Here is a 19,299-nt window from a genome sequence, read left to right as displayed (position 1 = left end):
CACAAGTCCTTGATAGCACTTGCGAAAAAATGAATTTTTCGTAGGCTTATTTAGTGTACCTTAGTTTCATAAATCTTGTAAAATAAATTTACAAGTCTTACTTGACTTATTACCACTAGACTTAATTATTAGTTGATAAGTTAATTTTAACGATTTTTAACGGTTTTTGATAGCAAAAAACGTATATCCTTAAAAAATATACGTTTATCGTTCGGAAATTGATAATATTGTGAAAGATTTTTTTAAGCTTTATCTATAAAGTCTAAAATCTTTGCTTGCATTTTTGCTTTTGATAGACCAAATTCATCTTGTAAGTAGTCAGGACTACCAACTTGACCAAACCTTTCGTTAACGCCAATTTTTAAAAGTTTAGCATTAAGACCGGTTTCTGCTATGACATCAGCAATTGCACTTCCAAGACCGCCTGTGACTGAATGGTTTTCAATACTAATCATCAAGTCATGCGTTTTAGAAAGTTCAATCACTAAATTGCTATCAAGTGGTTTAATCGTAAACATATCTACGACTGTCACATCTATCTCTTTTAATGCTAATTCATCAGCAATATCTAACGTTTCACTGACGAGTTGTCCTGATGCAAATAAAGCGATATGGTTTCCTTGTTTGAGGATATTGCCTTTACCCAATTCAAATCTTGCATCTGTATCATAAACCTCGCGAACAGCTTTACGATTGGCACGGATGTAATGAATACCTGCTTTATCTGATAATTCACGAATCAACCATGCTAACTGAACACCATCTGCTGGATCACAAACGATACTGTTTGGAATCATGCGCATCAAAGCAACATCTTCCCATGATGTATGTGTGCCACCATTTGGTCCGACAGCAAATCCTGGGTCAGAGCCAAAAATATTAATTGTCGTCTGCGCATAGCCACCAGAAATGAATAGCTGGTCAAAAGCTCGTCGTGTCGCAAAAGGTGCAAAAGTATGACAGAAAGGAATGTGCCCAGTTAAACTAAGACCACTCGCAACCCCCATCATATTTGCCTCAGAAATGCCGACATTAATGAGTTGTTGACTATGTTTTTGCGTCAGGTTTGCAAAACCACTCGCACTGCCAAGGTCTGCCTCTAAAGCTATCACTTTTTGATTTTTAGTCATTAACTCGTCTAATGTTGCAACAAATACAGCGCGAAGTTCTTGACCCATTTTTGTTCTATCTCGTTTAACTTGATTAAGCATGACTTCCTCCCCCTTTAACAACTTGTTCTTCTAAGGTGGTGATAGCTTTATCCAACTCTTCTTGATAATTAGCAAGACCAAATTTAACAGAATGATTATCCTCAACTTTTTCGAAGAATGGTACACCTTGAGCTTTTACCGTATCTAGGACAATGGCAACAGCACTATCTTTTTGGTCTTTTAAGAAATTAATCGCATCATCGATAGCTTTCAAGTCATCGCCTTTAACTTTTAACGTGATAAAACCAAAACTCTCCATTTTTTTCTGAATATCGAAAGGATTCAGAATATCAGCAGTGTAGCCATCAAGTTGTTTCTTATTATCATCAATAAAGACAATACAGCGGTTCAGTTTATTGTGTGCAATATATTGAAAGGCTTCCCAACACTGTCCTTCGTTTAATTCACCATCTCCGACAATGAGATAGGTATAGGCGTCACTTCCGGATAATTTCAGACCTGTCGCCATTCCGGCAGCAATAGATGTGCCTTGACCGAGAGAGCCTGTTGTGGCATCTACACCTGGGATTTTCAAGCGGTCTGGATGACTGGGTAAATGCGTACCACCTTCATTCAGTGTCAATAACCAGTCTTGTGGGAAAAATCCTTGTATGGCTAAGGTTGCGTACAAAGTAGGACCAGCATGACCTTTAGACAAGACAAGTCTATCTCGACCTTCCCAATTTGGATGATTTGGGTCTATCACCATCTGCTTACCATAAAGGACAGCTAACAACTCAACAATAGACATCGAGCCACCTAGGTGACCATAGCCCATATGTCCTAGCATTTTAAGTGTCTCTAATCGAATTTTATCTCGTAAATTTTCTAAGTCACTTAATTCTGGTCTATCATCTTTTTTCATTTTTTCTCCTTGAATGACATCTGTCTTATGCTTCTGTTGATTTTTTAGCAACACGAACTGTTGTCACTTTGCTTACAACTAAAACAAGTCCTAATACGACTAAAATGCCAATCATCACAAGCATCTTGCCACCACCATTTGCCATGTTACCAAGTAAAAGACCGACAACACCATAGTCAGTATCAGAGAATGTAGAGCCAGCAAAACCTAAGTCACCCATAACAGGCATGAGGAAAATCGGCATGAAACTAATTAAAATACCTTGTAAAAATGAGCCAAGCACTGCTCCTCTCACGCCACCAGTCGCATTACCATAGACACCTGCAGTTGCACCGCAGAAGAAATGCGGTACGACGCCTGGAATGATAATCGGTAAACCAGTCACTGCCATAATAATGAGCGAAAGAATACCGCCAACAAATGATGAGAAGAAACCAATTAATACAGCGTTTGGTGCATAAGGGAAAACAATCGGGCAATCTAGTGCTGGTTTGGCATTCGGTACTAGTTTTTCCGAGATACCTTTGAAGGCAGGTACAATTTCTGCCAAAATCAAGCGAACACCAGCTAGGATAATAAAGACACCCGCTGCAAAGCTACCTGCTTGTTGCAAGGCATAGACGATATAGTTTGTGCCACCAGACAATTCTTTTGTCACGTAGTCATTCCCCGTAAAAATGGCAACAATCATATAGACAATACCCATTGTGATTGTAATCGAAACAGTTGAATCACGAAGGAATGCTAGACCTTTAGGGAAATTAATATCTTCAGTTGATTTTTCTTTATTGCCGAAATATTTGCCAATAATGGCTGAAAAGGCATAGCCGAAATTACCCGTATGTGCTAAGGCGACCGAATCGTTTTTCGTCACTTGAACGGTAAAGGGTTGTAAAATTGCTGGGAAAACTGTATTTGCGATCCCTAAAGAGATGCCGCCAAAGAGGACAAGCAAGAAACCATCCAAGCCAGAAACACTTAGAATGACAGCGATCATACAAGCCATATATAAGGTCGCATGTCCAGTCAGATAAATATATTTGTAGCGCGTGATCCGTGCAAATAAGATGTTAAAGAGCATCCCTGCTAACATAATTAATGCCGTATAAGTTCCAAATTTTTCTAAGGCAACGGCAACAATCGCTTCATTGTTTGGCACAACACCAGTCACATGGAATGCTTTCTGGAACATAATCCCAAACGGTTCCAAAGAAGAGACAACAAAGTTTGCACCAGCCGTCACAATCAAGAAACCGACAAACGTCTTAATCCCACCTCGAATAATATCTGCAATCCCTTTTTTCTGCAGTAACAAACCGACAACTGCAATAAATGCGACTAAAATAGCGGGTGTACTCGCAATATCAATTAATACATCTAAAACATTTTTCATGTTGATTATTCTCCTAATCTAGTTTATCCGTCATCTCTAAGCAAGCAAACCAGCATCTTTGACAACTGCTGTCACTTTTTCTCTTAATTCGTCCATGTCAATGATAGAATCTAAGACCGTAACATTCCCTAAATGTGTTGTACTATCAGCTAAGTCACCCCCCACAAAAAACATATCTGCTAGTTCTGGCGCTGCGCTCCCCACATCATAATGTTGTACATCCACATCTTCTAAACCTAATTCTTTTAAAATCGTTTTGATGTTCATTTCTACCATAAAGCTTGACCCTAATCCTGAGCCACATACTGCTGCTAATTTCATATTTTATTCCCTTCTTTTCTGCAACTTTCACACATCGTGAAATATTGAAGCTTGACTTGCGTAGGCAAGATTATTCGCCCTCTTGAATTAATGTCACAATTTCTTCTGTCGTTTCAGCTTCTAAAAGCCGTTGTACTGCGGTTTTATCTGTCAATATCTTTGTTAAACTGCTCAAAGCACGCAGATGTGTTTCATTGTCAACTGCCGCTAAGCAAATAAAGATACGAATGGGATGTTTGTCGTCATCTAAAAGATAAACAGGTTCCGAAAATTTCAATAGAGACATGGCTAAAGCTTTGACACCATCCTCCGGCCTAGCATGCGGTAAAGCAATCCCAAAACCTAAATGAATAAACGGACCAAAATCAAGCACTTTTTGAACCATCGCATCTAAATACCGCGGCTCTATATCATCATTTTGGACAAGTGGCGCTCCAGCCATATGAATCGCATCCTGCCAGTTCGGCGTCGGCGTTTCATGGTTAAAGCGAATTTTATCAGGTGTTAATAATTCTGAAAGCATTGGGGATTCATCACCTTTCTTTTTTAACTGCTTCATCATTTTTTTAGTGACTAGTTTTTTTATTTTGTCCTGCGTCACCCCTTCTTTTAAGGTCACATAAGGTAAAATAGTTTCTAGTATGTCAGTAACGGACGGTACGACCACGCTAGGCAATAAAAACTCCCGCTGTACCTTTCTCAAGAGTTCAACTTTATCAATTTCACTCAAAATAGGCGGTATCACATAAAGTGGTTTTTGAGTTTCTAATGTCACACTCGAAAAAATTAAATCATAATCATCTGATGGTATCTGATCTAATTCAAAGAAGGAACTCGCTTCAATAAAATCAATCATTGGAAAGAGCGTTGCTAACTCTGAACGCATGATCAAAGAACTACTCATCCCACTAGGACAAACAACTAAAGCTCTGTATCGCTTATCTTCTGGACGTTCTGCCATATTGGCAATCTCCCCACCAAACAATATCGTAAAATACCCAACTTCACTATCTGGTAAACTTTCGCCAAGTAACTCTTCTAAGGGTATCAAACTGTAGTGTGTGATTTGAAAGAGATGATTGTACTGTTTTTGAATTTGCTCAATCAAGACATTTTGAATGGTAAATTTTCCCAAAATACGAAAATAGGCTGGCACAAGATGTGCATAAATATGGTCAACGACATTAGTAAATGCTTTAAATTCAATACCAGTCGAGTGCTCAACTTTCCGACAAATCTCGTAAGAACAGTCGTAGAGAAATTCCGTCCCATATTCCCGAACTTTGGCTTGAATCATACCCATCAAAACCATTGCCCAGTAATTTGTTTCAGCCTCCTGATTGATAACGCTAGGAAAATACTGGACTAATTCAGCTACTTTTTTCTTAATGATTAAGTGATTTAGGACACTAATTTCTTTGTCAGTCAGTACAATTGCGTGTGTACTGGAACGAATAATCACAAAGGCTAAGAAATAGATTGTTTCTTCTATCCTGATCGGTACAACAGTTAGACGATGATTTTTTAAGAACTGTCGAATGTCTGCCATCACGCGTAAATGAAAGTCATCCGAAAATTGATTTAAAAGTTTCACCATCAATTCTTTAGTGGTAGGTTGATAAAGTAAGGCAAGAATACTTTTTTGAATGAGTTGCCGAATCAGTCTCTCATCACCATAAAAACGGTAACCAGATTGTCGACTATATTTAAGGACAACACCATTTTCTTGGGCATATTTCTGTATTTTCTTAACGTCTGTTAAAACAGTTCCTCGAGAAACTAACAGCGCATCTTGTAAATGGTAAACAGAAATTTCTTCTAATTCAGCTGAAATCATAAGAATTGCCAGAGCTTGTCTGTCATTTTCAGTCAAATTGATTGCTTGCCTTATCATCTTTATCTCCTTCTCACACTTTAATTGTAAATGACAACGCTTCCAAAGTAAAGAACCGTTGAGTTCAAATTGCTAGACTCAATTTTAGAATGACTGTACTGTTCTTTATTTTAAAGCAAAAAAATCAGCCCTAGCTAGCTTGTCATGCCAACAAAAGATGATTTATTTTCCATTATCTCGAATCAATTACTTTAATTCAGCAATAAACCGGCCAAAGGCAGCATTTCCGTCTGCGTTGTCCTTAAAAACTCCGGCATGTTCTAACACTGTCAAGAAAACTTGGCCTAAGGCTGCCTGCATATAAGTGTCTATCGCTTCATTTTGGTAGCCTTGCTTCAAGGCTTCGGCCCATGGTTGATGGTAGGCAGCAAGGGTGTTGGTTTCGCCAAGGATATAACGTTTGACCGCCTCAAGCTCTGTTTTCAGCCGTCCAGGTAAAATCGCAAGTCCCATGACTTCAATCAAGCCGATATTTTCTCGCTTGATATGCTGGACATCACTGTGTGGGTGAAAAATGCCATCCGGATATTGCTCACTCGTGTTATTATCACGTAAGACGAGATCAATCTCGAAATCAGCACCGCGGCGACGTGCGATAGGTGTGATTGTATGATGTTGGGTGCCATCTGCTGTCCTTGCGACAATTGCCACCGTTTCATCAGTGTACTGTTGCCATTTTTCTAGGATAAACGTACTTGCTGCCACCAAATCTTGGCTGTTATCAGCTGTCAACCGAATCACGCTCATTGGCCAGTTGACGATGCCCGCTCGAATTTTCGGAAAATGCGACATAGTGAACTGACTTTTGAGTTCAGCCTTAGCCATAGGAAAATCATGACGCCCCGCTTGATAATGATCGTGGCTGAGAATCGAGCCGCCAACGATTGGTAAATCAGCATTTGACCCTGCAAAGTAAGCCGGTAGGCTGTCAACAATCGCCAGCAAGCGCGCAAAAGTCATTTGAGAAATCTTCATCGGACTGTGCTTTTCGGCAAGAATAATCGAGTGTTCATTAAAATAGGCATAGGGCGAATATTGGAAGCCCAAAGTTTCACCAGCCAAGTCAAGCTGCACAATCCGATGATTAGTCCGTGCCGGATGGTTGAGCCTGCCCGCATAGCCTTCATTTTCGATGCAGAGTAAACACTTAGGATAACTCGACTGCACGGCGTTTTTTTCCGCCGCAATCTGCTTGGGATCCTTTTCAGGCTTGGATAAATTAATCGTGATTTCGAGTTCGCCATAAGGACTTGCGCTGTAAAAATGTTCATTTTTAGCAATGGCGCGTGTCTTGATATAATCGTTTTTCTTGGACAAGTCGAAAAAATAATCAGTCGCTGCTTTTGGCGATTGGGCATATTTTTCTTTAAACCGTCGATTGACATGAGCTGGTGTTGGGGTCAAAAAGTTCATCAACTTAGATTGAAAAATCTCTTCATTTGCTGCTATCTCGTCAAATTGACCATTTGCTTTAGCGACAGCACATAGGAAGTCTGATAAAGCAAGCGAGTCGTCATTGCCAGAGGTTTGAAGCGCTTCTGCTAAACCATCTTCACCGATTAAAGCTAATATCAAATTTTGCAAATAAATGCGGTCAGCCACTTCGTAAGCACCTAGTTTGATGGCAAGGTCTGCGAAGTCAATCACTGCTTGAGAGAGGTTCATAATTTTCTAGCTCCATCTGCAATTGTCGCAACGTAAAAACTGGCATCGTAGCCGATTTTTTCAAGGTAAGTTGCTGATATTTCTGAAATAAAGGACTCGATTTCTGATGTTGCAACAAGGGCAATACCACAGCCACCAAATCCTGCACCCGTCATCCGTGCGCCAAGAACGCCTGACAAGCCTTGTGCTGTTTCAGCCAAGGTATCTAGTTCAATACCCGTCACTTCATAATCATTTTTCAAGGACTCGTGTGAAGCGTTGAGTAATTGACCAAATGCTGCTAATTCGCCATTTTCTAGGTAAGCCTTGGCTAATTTTGTTCTCTCGTTTTCATAGACAGCGTGTTTGGTACGCTTTTCTAATGTCACGTCGCCAATCAAGGCTCGATTTTCTTCAAATTCTGTTGGTGTTAATTGACCAAGTGCTGTGATGTCTAGTTTTGTTTGCAAACGCTTGAGTGCTGCTTCACATTCGGCCCGACGTTCATTGTACTTAGAATCTGCTAATTCTCGGCGTTTATTGGTATTCATGATGACAATTTTATAGTCGCCAAATTCAGCAGGGACCAGTTCATATTTGAGTGTCTTAGTATCTAACAAAATCGCTTTGCCAATTTCACCAAAGCCAATGGCAAATTGATCCATGATACCAGAATTAACGCCAATGAATTCATTTTCCACTTTTTGACCGAGTTGGACCAAGGTTAATTTATCCAGACCCAGATGATATAAATCATTGACAACTGTCCCAACCAACAACTCAAGAGAAGCTGATGATGACAAGCCTGAACCATTGGGAATCGTGCCTTCAATGACGAGCTCAAAACCAGTTTGAATAGCATGACCTGCTTCTTTTAACTTAAGCAAGTAACCTTTGACAAAATTTCCCCAGTTGGCTTCTGGTGTGTTGACCAGCTCATCTTCAAGTGAAAATTCGATCACACCAACTGTTTCAAAATTTAGGGAATAGACTTTGACTAAACTGTCTGTCCGTTTTCTTGCGACACCAAAGGTGCCAATGCTGATGGCTGCTGGAAAGACATAGCCACCATTATAATCCGTATGCTCTCCGATTAGGTTAATCCGACCCGGTGAGAAGTAGTTGGCTTTTGCACCATCACCAAAGAGGGCTGTAAATTTTTCTGTGACTTCTTGTTTCATTGCTTGTGTTGACATAATCTACTCCCCTTTTTTACTAAACGTTTACCAGGTAGATTATAACGCTTTGTGAAAGCGTTGTCAACATTTTAAACAAAAAAAGAATTTAATCTGACGATAAGCCGATTAAACTCTTTGATAATATTTATAAAAGTTTATTTTTTCGAATACTATCACGTACAATGATTTCTGAGGCAACTTCAACACGTAACGCAGTCTTTCGACCATCTGAAATCCGTTCTTTAGCTAGTCTAACAGCAACTCGCCCAATCTCCAGACTATCGATATGGACGGTACTAAGTGGTGGTGACATAAAGCCTGCCATCTCGATATCATCAAAACTAAAGACCGAAATCGCTTCTGGAATCGCAATATTTTTCAGCTGCAAGGCCCGATAAATCCCGATACTCATGGGATCACTAGCGGAAATAATGGCTGTTGGCAACTGATCACCAGACGCTTCAATTAAGGCATTTGTTGCATTTAAGGCGAACCCCATCGTCCAATCACCTGTTTTAATCTGGATATTGTCTGACAAACTATGAATGGTCATCCAATTTTCATAGGCAGTAGTCCTAACATCTGCTAACAAGTGCTGCTTCTGCCCCTTCAAGTCAACCGTCCCAATTTCACCACCAATGAAGGCAATCTGGCGATGATTTTGTGCAAAAAGATACTCCAAGACTTGCTCTGTTTGCTTGGCAAAGTCAGTATGAACGAGGTCATAACGAGAGCTTGCAAAATGATTGTCAACAACAATAAGATTCTGATTGACCTTGTAAATATCTGCTAACGTCTCATCTGTAAAAGCACCAATCGTAAGGACCGCTCCAAATTGTGCAAGCTGCTCAAGGCTCACTTCTCCTAACTTCAGCGTTTCAAGTCTAAAATTCCAGTTACCCGCTTCAAGTGCAATACCTTCCTGAATCAAACGAAAATAAGGATCATCATTTTCACGTTTGGATGAATGCGTCTTAATCACAGCAATCGATAATTTATTAGATTGTTTAGGAGATTTAGGCCCTAAATTTTCTACTTTGTGATAATTAAGCTGATTGGCTACTTTAATGATTCTGGTGCGGGTTGCCGGTGAAACACTCATGGTTTCATCCGCATTTAAGACTCTTGATACCGTCGCAGGCGAAACACCCGCTAATTTTGCAATTTCTCTAATACTCGCCATCGCTTACAATTCCTTTACTTCCTAATGTTTCATCATCTTGATATGTCATCTTCTACCATTATTTTACCTTATTATAGACGTTTAGTAAACAAAAAAGCAAGCTTTTAACTTACTTCTCTACTGTTTTACGTCATATAATCCATTAAATCTGTCAAATCGACAATATCAGCTCGTATTTTATCGCCAATGGTTGTGTCTTTAATCAAACGACGTTTGGGCTTTTCTTCTAAGAAATATTTTAAGGATTCGTTGCCTTTACCCTTAGCCAAAATTTCTTCAATAGAGGTGAAAGGCGCGTGTGTCACGATTTTAAAACCGTAGGAATCGTTTAAGAGGGAATAACCTGCGATACCTGTCGTTTTCTGATAGGCTTTACTCATACCGCCATCTATCACCATGAGTTTCCCATTGGCTTTGATTGGACTTTCGCCACTTGCGACTTTGACTGGTGTATGCCCGTTAATCACAACTGATTGTGGGTCATTCAAGCCAAATTCTGCCAAGATCATCTCTATCATTTCTGGTCTTTCTCGATAGGCAAAGTAGGGATTTTCGCCTTCCTTATGCGTGCGCTTATCTGCTATAAAATAGCGCTCAAATGTCGTCATGGACGAGCGACCAAATAAAGGTGAACATTTACCTGCCCAGGCGTACCACATCAAATCAGTCGAGTAATCATCATAACTCTCAGTATGGCGAATCCCACGCCTGATGTGCTCCTCAAATTTATCAAGCAATGCTCTCCCTGAATAAAGAGCGCCGCCAATCCTCATCGCTAAAAAAGTGCCATCCTTTTTCAAAGGAATGCAACCATGGTACAGCAAATGACGGTTGTAAACAAGATAAGCCGAGCCTTTTTCGACTAGAAACTGCATATGACGCTGGAATTTTTCGGATTTCTGCAGAGACGACAAAATCGCCGCCATGACGTAGGCCTCGCTTTCAGTCAACTCATTGGGATGAACCAGTGAGACGGTTTGAAAGCACGTGTTCTCAAGTGGATATTCCTTGTCATTTAAGGTAATGGTGTTGTGCGCAAAGTCAATCTGTTCTAATAAATTACGGTCTGCCATTTCAAACTCAGGCCGACGCGCGATGATTTGACCCTCTAGCTTGAACTGAATCATGGTCAAGGCCTGATGCACTTTCGTCAAGCGTGCTTGATTTTCGACCCCTAGCAAATCATCGTCCGGCCGTGCTGTCGGTTTGAAGGCTGGATTCAGTTCGTAATGTTCCTCAGCAAACAAGAATAATGGCCGCAAGTTCAGAGAATAGGCAGTTTCTAACTCATAGAGATAGTTATATTTAACAGCAATTCTGAGCAGCGTCGCAAGACTCGCCATATTCCCAGCGTAAGCCCCCATCCACAACACATCATGGTTGCCCCACTGAAAATCCACGTTATGAAACTGAATGAGACGGTCCATCACCTTATCGGCGCCCGCACCACGGTCAAAGACATCCCCAACCACATGCAAGTGGTCAACCGTCAACTGCTGAATCGTCATACACAAACTGCGGATAAATTTATCCGCCTGATTCAACTCAATCAAACGCTTAATAATCTGCTGATAATAATCCGCTTTCTCAGATTGATTCGTCTCTAAACTGAGCATTAATTCTTCCGTAAAATAGCGGAAGTCTTCGTTAACTGCCTTACGAACTTTAGAACGAGAGTATTTAGTCCCCAGAAAACGTAGCAGCTTAATCAGACGATTAATCGTTTGACTCGACCACTCATTGGCTGCCTCCAAATCCTTTGGCTTACGTTGTAACATATCCGTCGGATAAGCAATCAGCATCGCCAGCCGGTCCATTTCTTCTGGTGATTCATCTCCGAAAATAGCATCAATTTTCTCTTTAATATTCCCAGCACCTGTCCGAATGATATGGTTGAAAGCCTTATATTCTGCATGAATGTCACTAATATAAAGCTCTGTCCCTTTTGGTAAGTTGAGGATTGCCTCCAAGTTAATCAGCTCACTTGCGACTTTGTCCTTGGTTTCATACTTTTCAGCTAATAAAGAAAGGTATTTATTTTCTTGCATGCTTGTCTTCTTTCCTGATAGGATTTTGATAAATATATTATAGCATGGAAATGACGTGTTTTAAGATTGCTGAATTGTTTTTAACATATTTTGGATGACCCACTATTTTTAGGAATCTGATAAGCTTATTGACTATCATGTTCTAGTCTCCATATGATAGTTTAGGGAGAGGTTGAATTCCTTCTTTGAATAAAGATAAATAATTTGCCAAATATCATGATTGTGATTGTCAACAGAAGTCCTAAGGGATACCAATTTCTCATAATATTTGCCAAATACGATGGACTTGAATTTGTTGTAAATGGCATAGGGAAAATAATATGAAATCCAAGCAATAGAACTGAAAACATCAAAATACGTGAAAATAACCTGTTACTTGCCTCCAACCTGCTATCTATATCAGAATAAATATTCTCATCCCCACTTACACGCTCCCGATACCAATAGTAATTTGAATACCAGTTATCAAGTGTATAATTATTTTTGAAGAAATGCCATCCATCGTCTTGCATTAGTTGTTTATACTCTTGTTCATCCTCTTGCTCATCAAATGAACGATAGTCAATTCTATAAATATGATTCACTTCTGGTGCTACGCTAAATTTATAAACTCTAAATTCCAATGGTGGCATTAATCGAAAAGGCGCAATATACTTTAATACATACCCTCTTTTCGAGTATTTATTGATAAACCGTTCTTCATTTTCTAATGTTATCCATATCCTTAGCTTCAGCATCATCTTTTCCTCCATTTTTTATAGACCTCTTGTGATACAATCCAACATTCCTAAGCATGCGTTTATAGTCTTTGGCAATTACCGACTCTCCTTGTTCTGTTATCACATAAACTTTTCTCCTCTTATTGTCATTTTCGACAGATACAATCCATCCTTTCTTGGTCAAATTTTCTAAAGCAGAATACATCGTTCCAGCTGCTAGGACAACTTCATCAGATGTCCACTCCTTTATTTCCTGAATCACAGTATAGCCATGTTTAGGATTCATCAGAGATAATAGAATAAGAAAAGTTGTTTCAGTTAACGCATTATGTGAGTTCTTTATAGTAGCACCTCCTTATATTAATTCGCTTGACAATGCAAATCGTACAGATAATAAATTGCTAAATTTAAGGGCATCTCTAGAAACTGCTTTTGATGACTTTTGATCTAAATTTTTCTAGCGCTAGACATTGCGACAAGGCTTGCGAGTGCAAGGTGCAGAGCAATAACGACGCGATAGGAAAATTTAGCCAAAAGTGGCAAATCTGAGTTTTTAGAGATGCCCTTAATGATAAACGGTATCACTAATTGCAATTACTCAGTTATACTATATACAGTATAACTGAGTATAGTGTTTAAGTCAAGGGCTAACATTAGTATACACGACAAACGCAAACATCATTATAATTGCTATTTTATCCTTGTTCTCTGACTATTTTTAAGACCACTTTATTTTCCATACGTTTCATGTATTGTTCCATAAAATCAAAGTCAGGCTGCCCGTTTTTTACAGGTAACATAATTTTTGTATGTTCAAAGCGTTTAATTGAAAGTGTGTGACCATGATTAAATATTCCAAAATACTGCGATAACATACAAGTTATGAAAATTCCAACTTGGTCTGACATTATGAATTTTGGTTTTATAGATAAAACATTTATTTTATCCATGGCATAGTCATATGAATGATAGTAGGCTAGTCCTGCTCCACCATCTCCAATTTTATTCCAAGTTATTGTATTTTTAGGAAAAAACTTCTTAGGTTTAGTTGCCATAATTTTGAATCCATTATTGTCTTTCTTAGCTGAAATATACGGTAATCTCTCAGAGAAGTTATTGTCTTCATCTGAAGCAATATCAAAATATTTTGAAACCAAAAAAGGCTTCCATTTAAGCTCACTCAGTTCTCTTCCATCAATTATTTTAGAGGGTTCAGGAACTCTGTAGGTATCCTTGACTTGACTATATTGTTCCATAAAATCCCAGTCAGGTGTATCATCATCTTTTACTGGGAGAACTATCATCTTTTTCTTTAGACGTCCCAAAGTTGCACCATTTCCACCCCAATTCAAAACAGCAAGTTGCTTTTTAATAATCGGTATCAAGAAAAATGCAATGTTCTTAGTTAAATGCTCATTATTGAGAATCTGTACGTTTTGTCCTGTGTAGAAATCTGATTCTTGATAGAAGACTGTCTGAGTATCAAGTCCAATGATAATCACATTACCTTTATTAATATCTTGTGGTTGCTCTGATACAAACATGTCCAGCCCATTATTATTTTTACTTCTAGTAATATAGGGATATTTTTTCTCTCCATTCTCAACGAGTTTATTTTTATCAATTCCATTTACAGTTGCATGAAGGTTAAAATAATCTTCATCTCCTAAACTAAATGTCTTCCACTCTTTATTTTTCACTTTCTGCCTCCTCAAATAAATAACCTCGACCATGTGTATACATATCAAATTGAAAGGTTAAATAATCAGCAATCGTCTTTTCAAAATCTTCATCACTTGGGATTTCATCATTGAAATAGAAAAAGCTGTGTAACCATTCATCCTCTGCTTGAATCCTCGATTTTACCATAAATTTTGTTGTATAGTCGTCAATATTACCTGCAATCACATCAAAAAGATATTTTCTTTTTTCATCTGCTGTACCATCATCAACTAGACCGATATGCTTACGGACAATAAAACCATCATCTTCAAAATTAATAAATTTAACCAATTTATTATCAGGATGTGGCTTTCCTGCTTCAAAAATTGCGATGACAGGATTAGTTCCAACCCCATGAAATGTGTCTTTATTTGCCGTAATGACAGTCTCTAGCGTATGATTTTCAAGAATTTTTTTCTTGTATGCTTTTTCATCTTTTGATTTACCAACCATTGTAGATTGCGGTACAATAACAGCAAGTTTCCCGCCCACTATGAGCATTTCTAAAGCATGCTTGATAAAAGAAATTTCAGTCAATGTTTTATCTGTTTTGCCTTGTGAATAGGGTGGGTTAAACAAAATTTTATTCACTTTTTGCTTTTGCATTTCTTGACCTGATACAGTAAACATATCAGCAAGTTGCAAATTACTTTTACCATCACCACGCAAAATCATGTTCGTGGTCGCAACCGTAAACATTTTTTTCTTGCATTTCAATTCCTAAAAGTTGGTGTCTCTTAATATGTGAAATTTCATTTTCGCTTTTTGTTTTTGAAATCATACGATTCATAGCTGAGATTAGAAAAGCGCCACTACCACAAGCAGGGTCAAGTACATAATCACTAGGCAAAACATCTATCAAATCAGCCATGAGGGTGGTAATATGGTGAGGTGTTAAAACAATCCCCAAACCATTCCCATCACTTCCACCATATTTGACAAACTCACCATAAAAATTTCCTAAAATATCGTAATTAGTATTTTATCTAAAATGATGAATAACTTTGTTATTCAGTTTATTTGTAAACCAACGTAGAGGGATCATCCCTAATCTAGAATTGATTTCATTCAAGCGGACATTTGTTTTTAAAAATGAAAATTTATTTAGCAGAATATCTGTTTTAGGTCGGGGCATAACGCCCTCACGATTGATATAAGTTTCAATCGCTTCAACAATCCGCATACCATCTTTTTTAGTATCATCACCAATCAAATCACGTGAATTAAATGTTTTTTCATTTAAAGCTAAAAGGATAGCAGAAATAACCGTTGCCTTATTTTCTCCCTCAAGCGACGCATAATTTCTCAAATCTTCATGCAATTCTTTAGCGACACTTTGCAATTCAAAAATTTGTTTTTGCTCAGTTGAAAATTCACCTAAAACATTGACAGCATACCACTCAGTTATATTATCTGGATGTAGTTTTTGTAAATCAGTAAGTTGTGGTAATATTTTTTCTGTCATCTCCTCATCAGTTTTACTGACAAGTACAGATTGGATATAGTGAGATTCCTCATCGCCAGTAATACCAATCGCAATTACTTCATCAAAAGAATCTGTCTTTTGAATAATATGATGCGCATAATGCACTGCACCATTCACCGCATAGCCACTTAAAGACAATACATCTTTTGAAATTTTATTATTTTCAATATTAATGAGCTTATCATTATCCCGCTTATCCTCAATAACCAAAAGATAATCTTCAATTTGCATAACAAATTCAGGTTTTCCAACCCCTTTTTTGCCCTGTTTACTCGCACCTTTTAGAGCTTTAGCAATTTCTGGGTTGGAAGAACCCTGTTCATCATATTTCACTCCAAATTTCTCAATTTCACGTCTTACAAATTGGTCAGTTGCAGTTGCTTCATTCGCCATTAATGTTACCTTTCATTTCAAAAATATCTCTTTCATCACGCATTACCAAAATAATCTGATTAAGATATACCCCACCGAGATAAATTCTTGGTGGGGTATTTGGTGGGGAACTATTTAGATGTTAATAAATTTATACCATTTTACGACTTCAAAACGTTGTTAAATCGGCGTAAACACGCCAATTCGATTTACTCTGTTATTCCCACTCAACTGTAGCAGGTGGCTTAGCGGTAATGTCATACACCACGCGATTCACACCCTTAACTTCATTAGTAATACGACGTGAAACCTCCGCAAGGACTTGCCAATCAATCTCAGCGAAGTCAGCGGTCATACCGTCGATAGATGTAATGGCACGAATGGCGATAACTGTATCATAGCTACGGAAGTCACCTGTCACACCAACTGAGCTAACGCCTGTATCAACTGTAAAGTATTGCCATATTTTTTCGTTAAGACCTGCTTTAGCGATTTCTTCACGGAGAATCAAATCAGAGTCACGTACTTTTTCAAGGCGTGGTTCAGTGATTTCGCCCATGATACGGATAGCAAGACCCGGACCTGGGAAGGGTTGGCGCCATACTAAATCATGCGGCATACCAAGGACTTCGCCAAGTTCGCGAACTTCATCTTTGAAGAGTTTGTTCAATGGCTCAATCAATTCAAACTGCATGTCTTCAGGCAGGCCACCAACATTATGGTGGCTCTTGATGGTTTGTGCTGTGTCCGTCCCAGATTCGATGACATCAGTGTAAAGTGTGCCTTGGGCAAGGAAGTCAACACCGTCAAGTTTTGAGGCTTCATCATCAAAGACTTCGATGAATTCATTCCCGATGATTTTACGTTTTTTCTCAGGGTCAGCAACACCAGCTAATTTACTCATGAAGCGTTCTTTGCTGTCTACTTTGATGATGTTAAGACCGAATTTGCCGCCCAAGTCGTTCATGACTTGTTCTGCTTCACCTTTACGTAGTAAGCCATGGTCAACGAAGATAGACGTTAATTGGTCACCAATAGCACGTTGTAAGAGTACGCCAACGACAGATGAATCCACACCGCCTGAAAGACCAAGCAAGACTTTTTTATCGCCAACTTTTTCGCGGATTTCTTTGATTTGCTGCTCAACGAAACCAGCCATTGACCAGTCACCTGATGCCTTAGCGATTTTTTTAACGAAGTTTTCAATGATGTCATGACCATATTCGCTGAGCGTAGTTTCAGCATGGAATTGCACGCCATAAAGTCCTTTTTCATCATTGGCAATGGCTGCAATCGGTGTTTTATCGGTATGAGCAGCAACTTTAAAACCTTCTGGTAGAACAGTGACATTATCAGAATGGCTCATCAAAACAGTTTGTTCAGCGGGTGTGCCTGCAAGCAGTTTAGATGTGGCATCAAGGTTAATTTTAGTTGGGCCAAATTCCCCATTACCGGGGTTCGCTTCTACTTTTCCCCCAAGTTTTTGAGTCATGAGCTGCATACCATAACAGATGCCCAAAACGGGAACGCCAAGCTCAAAAACGCCTGGGTCAATATCAAAAGCATCATCCTCATAAACTGAGTTAGGGCCGCCTGAAATGATAATGGCTTTAGGATTGTAGGCCTTGATTTCATCCAAGGTCATTTTATGGCTTTTCAGCTCAGAAAAGACGCCAAATTCACGAATACGGCGAGTAATTAGTTGATTGTACTGGCTACCGTAGTCGAGGACGATGATTTTCTGCATCTCTTGCATATCAGTGGTTGTCAAAGTAGAACTCCTTCTTTTGTGTGGTTACATCATTAGATTACATCTATTTTACCAAAAAAAATGCCCTTTTGCATTTATATTTTTGGTATCAGTAAGTGGAAAAATTTTCTTGAAGTAGAGATTTACTATAAAACCAACTCAACAAAAAAGAGAATAGTCAGGACTTGTTCCGTCAGTCTTGACTATTCTCACGTTTTTTAGTAAGATTAGTAACTGAGTAAGGCAAGTTCTGTTTGCTTTATTCATGGGGAACTGTGAGCGCAGTTCCTTTTTTTATTTGATTTATTGTTAATTCTAGTATAACATATTTTGGCAAAAAATAAAGGGCTAAATGTATAAAAATACCTAAAAACCGCTATTTTATCATGTTTAATGATCTAAAATGTCTCTGTCAAAAGGTTTGAGTAGCTCTTTCATTTTCTTGTTCAAATGCCAGACATCCCAGAAATGCTCATGACGTTTTACACCTAAAAACTTTGCGATTTCCTTGAAAAAATGCGGTGTATAGCCCGTTCCCATGTCTGAGTTGGTAATTAACAAAGTATCTTCCGTAACTTCATAGTATCTATCTAACAAATCTTTTAACAGTTCTCTAGTTGCCGCATGACTGTTAGAGATAATTTCTCGTTTATTCTGTACCTCAAAACGTTTCTTACCAACTTGTTTACTGCCAGTATGAACAATAAAATGCGCTAAGTCTGTCCTATTTTTCTCGCCAGTGGTTGAATTGACCATGACACCATCACCCTCAATATATAAAACATCTACTTTGATTTTTTCAATCTCACCATGTTCTTCATAGTAGCGGTATTCATCACATTCGTTAAACAGGTCTGCCACATACTTAACCGTATTGACAACAGTTGTATGGCTAATAAAAACGCCAAAGACACCTTCGATCATGCCGACAACTTTTCGGTAAGATACCATCGTAGAAAACTGAGCGATATGATAAAGCAGCTCTCTTGAGCACTTTTGATGTTTTTCTAACCCAAGTTTTTCATCGACTGGATAACACCATTTGCCGTCTTTCTTATACCCTCGTCTGCTAAACCTTGTCTGCTAAACCTTGTCTCACCAAAGGTAAAACTAACCGATCGCTCACCAGTTATCACTGGTACCCAACCATTCCCCCTCATAATTGGATACATATACTTATCATAGTCTTCTACAAATTATAAAAATCCTGTAAATTCTTATCCCTAAAAATTGAAATAAAAACTCGCTCATCTACTGGTTCTTGATTCATTCATAATCCCACCTTTATTTAGTTTGTCTTATATAACAATTCTATAAAAAACAAGAATCTTCTCGCAATTTTTCTTTGTTTTGAAAAGTATGAGGTGAATTTAAACACAAGCTATTGCTTGATTTATTGTACAAAAAGCAGTACAATATAAATATAGAAAGAGGTGGCTTATTGGAAGCAGTAGCTTATAGTAATTTCCGTGCTAATCTAAAATCATACATGAAGAAAGTCAATGATGATAGC

Annotated in this window: 17 protein-coding genes and 1 pseudogene; all 18 read right to left on the bottom strand. The window is 38.5% G+C overall.

The window, feature by feature from the left end:
- Window positions 1-242: 242 nt before the first annotated feature.
- The 18 genes and pseudogenes from ACYQ21_RS10690 to ACYQ21_RS10605 all read right to left on the bottom strand — a co-directional run bounded on the left by ACYQ21_RS10690 (window position 243) and on the right by ACYQ21_RS10605 (window position 18,958).
- Window positions 243-1,211, bottom strand: a complete 969-nt coding sequence (locus ACYQ21_RS10690; protein ID WP_460058415.1) for a transketolase family protein — start codon at window positions 1,209-1,211, stop codon at window positions 243-245.
- On the bottom strand, window positions 1,204-2,076 hold the full coding sequence (locus tag ACYQ21_RS10685; protein ID WP_460058414.1) for a transketolase: 873 nt from the start codon (window positions 2,074-2,076) through the stop codon (window positions 1,204-1,206). Before ACYQ21_RS10685 ends, ACYQ21_RS10690 begins: the two co-directional genes overlap by 8 nt.
- A 25-nt stretch (window positions 2,077-2,101) precedes the next feature.
- Window positions 2,102-3,469 (bottom strand): PTS ascorbate transporter subunit IIC, encoded by a 1,368-nt coding sequence (locus ACYQ21_RS10680; RefSeq protein WP_460058413.1) that lies wholly within the window; start codon window positions 3,467-3,469, stop codon window positions 2,102-2,104.
- 36 nt (window positions 3,470-3,505) lie between these two features.
- A complete protein-coding gene (locus ACYQ21_RS10675; RefSeq protein WP_460058412.1) occupies window positions 3,506-3,790 on the bottom strand; it encodes a PTS sugar transporter subunit IIB in 285 nt (94 codons plus the stop codon).
- A gap of 70 nt (window positions 3,791-3,860) precedes the next feature.
- Window positions 3,861-5,684, bottom strand: coding sequence for a BglG family transcription antiterminator (locus ACYQ21_RS10670; protein ID WP_460058411.1), 1,824 nt, complete (start codon window positions 5,682-5,684; stop codon window positions 3,861-3,863).
- 186 nt (window positions 5,685-5,870) lie between these two features.
- Entirely contained in the window at window positions 5,871-7,349 is a 1,479-nt protein-coding gene (gene galT, locus ACYQ21_RS10665; RefSeq protein WP_460058410.1) for a UDP-glucose--hexose-1-phosphate uridylyltransferase, read from the bottom strand.
- Window positions 7,346-8,524 carry a galactokinase gene (locus ACYQ21_RS10660; RefSeq protein ID WP_460058409.1) on the bottom strand — a complete coding sequence of 393 codons (1,179 nt, stop codon included), beginning with the start codon at window positions 8,522-8,524 and terminating at the stop codon, window positions 7,346-7,348. Before ACYQ21_RS10660 ends, galT begins: the two co-directional genes overlap by 4 nt.
- Before the next feature lie 127 nt (window positions 8,525-8,651).
- Window positions 8,652-9,689 carry a LacI family DNA-binding transcriptional regulator gene (locus ACYQ21_RS10655; protein ID WP_460058408.1) on the bottom strand — a complete coding sequence of 346 codons (1,038 nt, stop codon included), beginning with the start codon at window positions 9,687-9,689 and terminating at the stop codon, window positions 8,652-8,654.
- A gap of 125 nt (window positions 9,690-9,814) precedes the next feature.
- On the bottom strand, window positions 9,815-11,737 hold the full coding sequence (locus ACYQ21_RS10650) for a fructose-1,6-bisphosphatase (protein WP_460058407.1): 1,923 nt from the start codon (window positions 11,735-11,737) through the stop codon (window positions 9,815-9,817).
- Between the two features lie 161 nt (window positions 11,738-11,898).
- Window positions 11,899-12,477, bottom strand: coding sequence for a DUF2812 domain-containing protein (locus tag ACYQ21_RS10645; RefSeq protein ID WP_460058406.1), 579 nt, complete (start codon window positions 12,475-12,477; stop codon window positions 11,899-11,901).
- The gene (locus tag ACYQ21_RS10640; RefSeq protein ID WP_460058405.1) at window positions 12,437-12,742 is read right to left on the bottom strand and encodes a PadR family transcriptional regulator; all 306 of its coding nucleotides are present in this window, start codon (window positions 12,740-12,742) and stop codon (window positions 12,437-12,439) included. The genes ACYQ21_RS10645 and ACYQ21_RS10640 overlap by 41 nt, the downstream gene beginning before the upstream one ends.
- 409 nt (window positions 12,743-13,151) lie before the next feature.
- Window positions 13,152-14,156: a restriction endonuclease subunit S gene (locus ACYQ21_RS10635; RefSeq protein WP_460058404.1), complete on the bottom strand. Its 1,005-nt coding sequence runs from the start codon at window positions 14,154-14,156 to the stop codon at window positions 13,152-13,154.
- On the bottom strand, window positions 14,146-14,877 hold the full coding sequence (locus ACYQ21_RS10630; protein ID WP_460058403.1) for an N-6 DNA methylase: 732 nt from the start codon (window positions 14,875-14,877) through the stop codon (window positions 14,146-14,148). The genes ACYQ21_RS10635 and ACYQ21_RS10630 overlap by 11 nt, the downstream gene beginning before the upstream one ends.
- A complete protein-coding gene (locus tag ACYQ21_RS10625) occupies window positions 14,837-15,145 on the bottom strand; it encodes an N-6 DNA methylase (RefSeq protein ID WP_460058417.1) in 309 nt (102 codons plus the stop codon). The genes ACYQ21_RS10630 and ACYQ21_RS10625 overlap by 41 nt, the downstream gene beginning before the upstream one ends.
- A gap of 15 nt (window positions 15,146-15,160) precedes the next feature.
- Entirely contained in the window at window positions 15,161-16,057 is an 897-nt protein-coding gene (locus ACYQ21_RS10620) for a hypothetical protein (protein WP_460058402.1), read from the bottom strand.
- A 196-nt stretch (window positions 16,058-16,253) separates the two neighbouring features.
- Window positions 16,254-17,792, bottom strand: a complete 1,539-nt coding sequence (guaA, locus tag ACYQ21_RS10615; protein ID WP_460058416.1) for a glutamine-hydrolyzing GMP synthase — start codon at window positions 17,790-17,792, stop codon at window positions 16,254-16,256.
- A 384-nt stretch (window positions 17,793-18,176) separates the two neighbouring features.
- Window positions 18,177-18,800 (bottom strand): annotated as a pseudogene (locus ACYQ21_RS10610) (UPF0236 family transposase-like protein); the annotation flags it as partial.
- Window positions 18,794-18,958, bottom strand: coding sequence for a hypothetical protein (locus ACYQ21_RS10605; protein ID WP_460058401.1), 165 nt, complete (start codon window positions 18,956-18,958; stop codon window positions 18,794-18,796). The pseudogene ACYQ21_RS10610 and the gene ACYQ21_RS10605, both read right to left, overlap by 7 nt.
- Window positions 18,959-19,299 lie beyond the last annotated feature (341 nt).

Source organism: Pseudolactococcus yaeyamensis (assembly GCF_054658615.1).
This window is presented reverse-complemented; position numbering and strand designations above follow the sequence as displayed.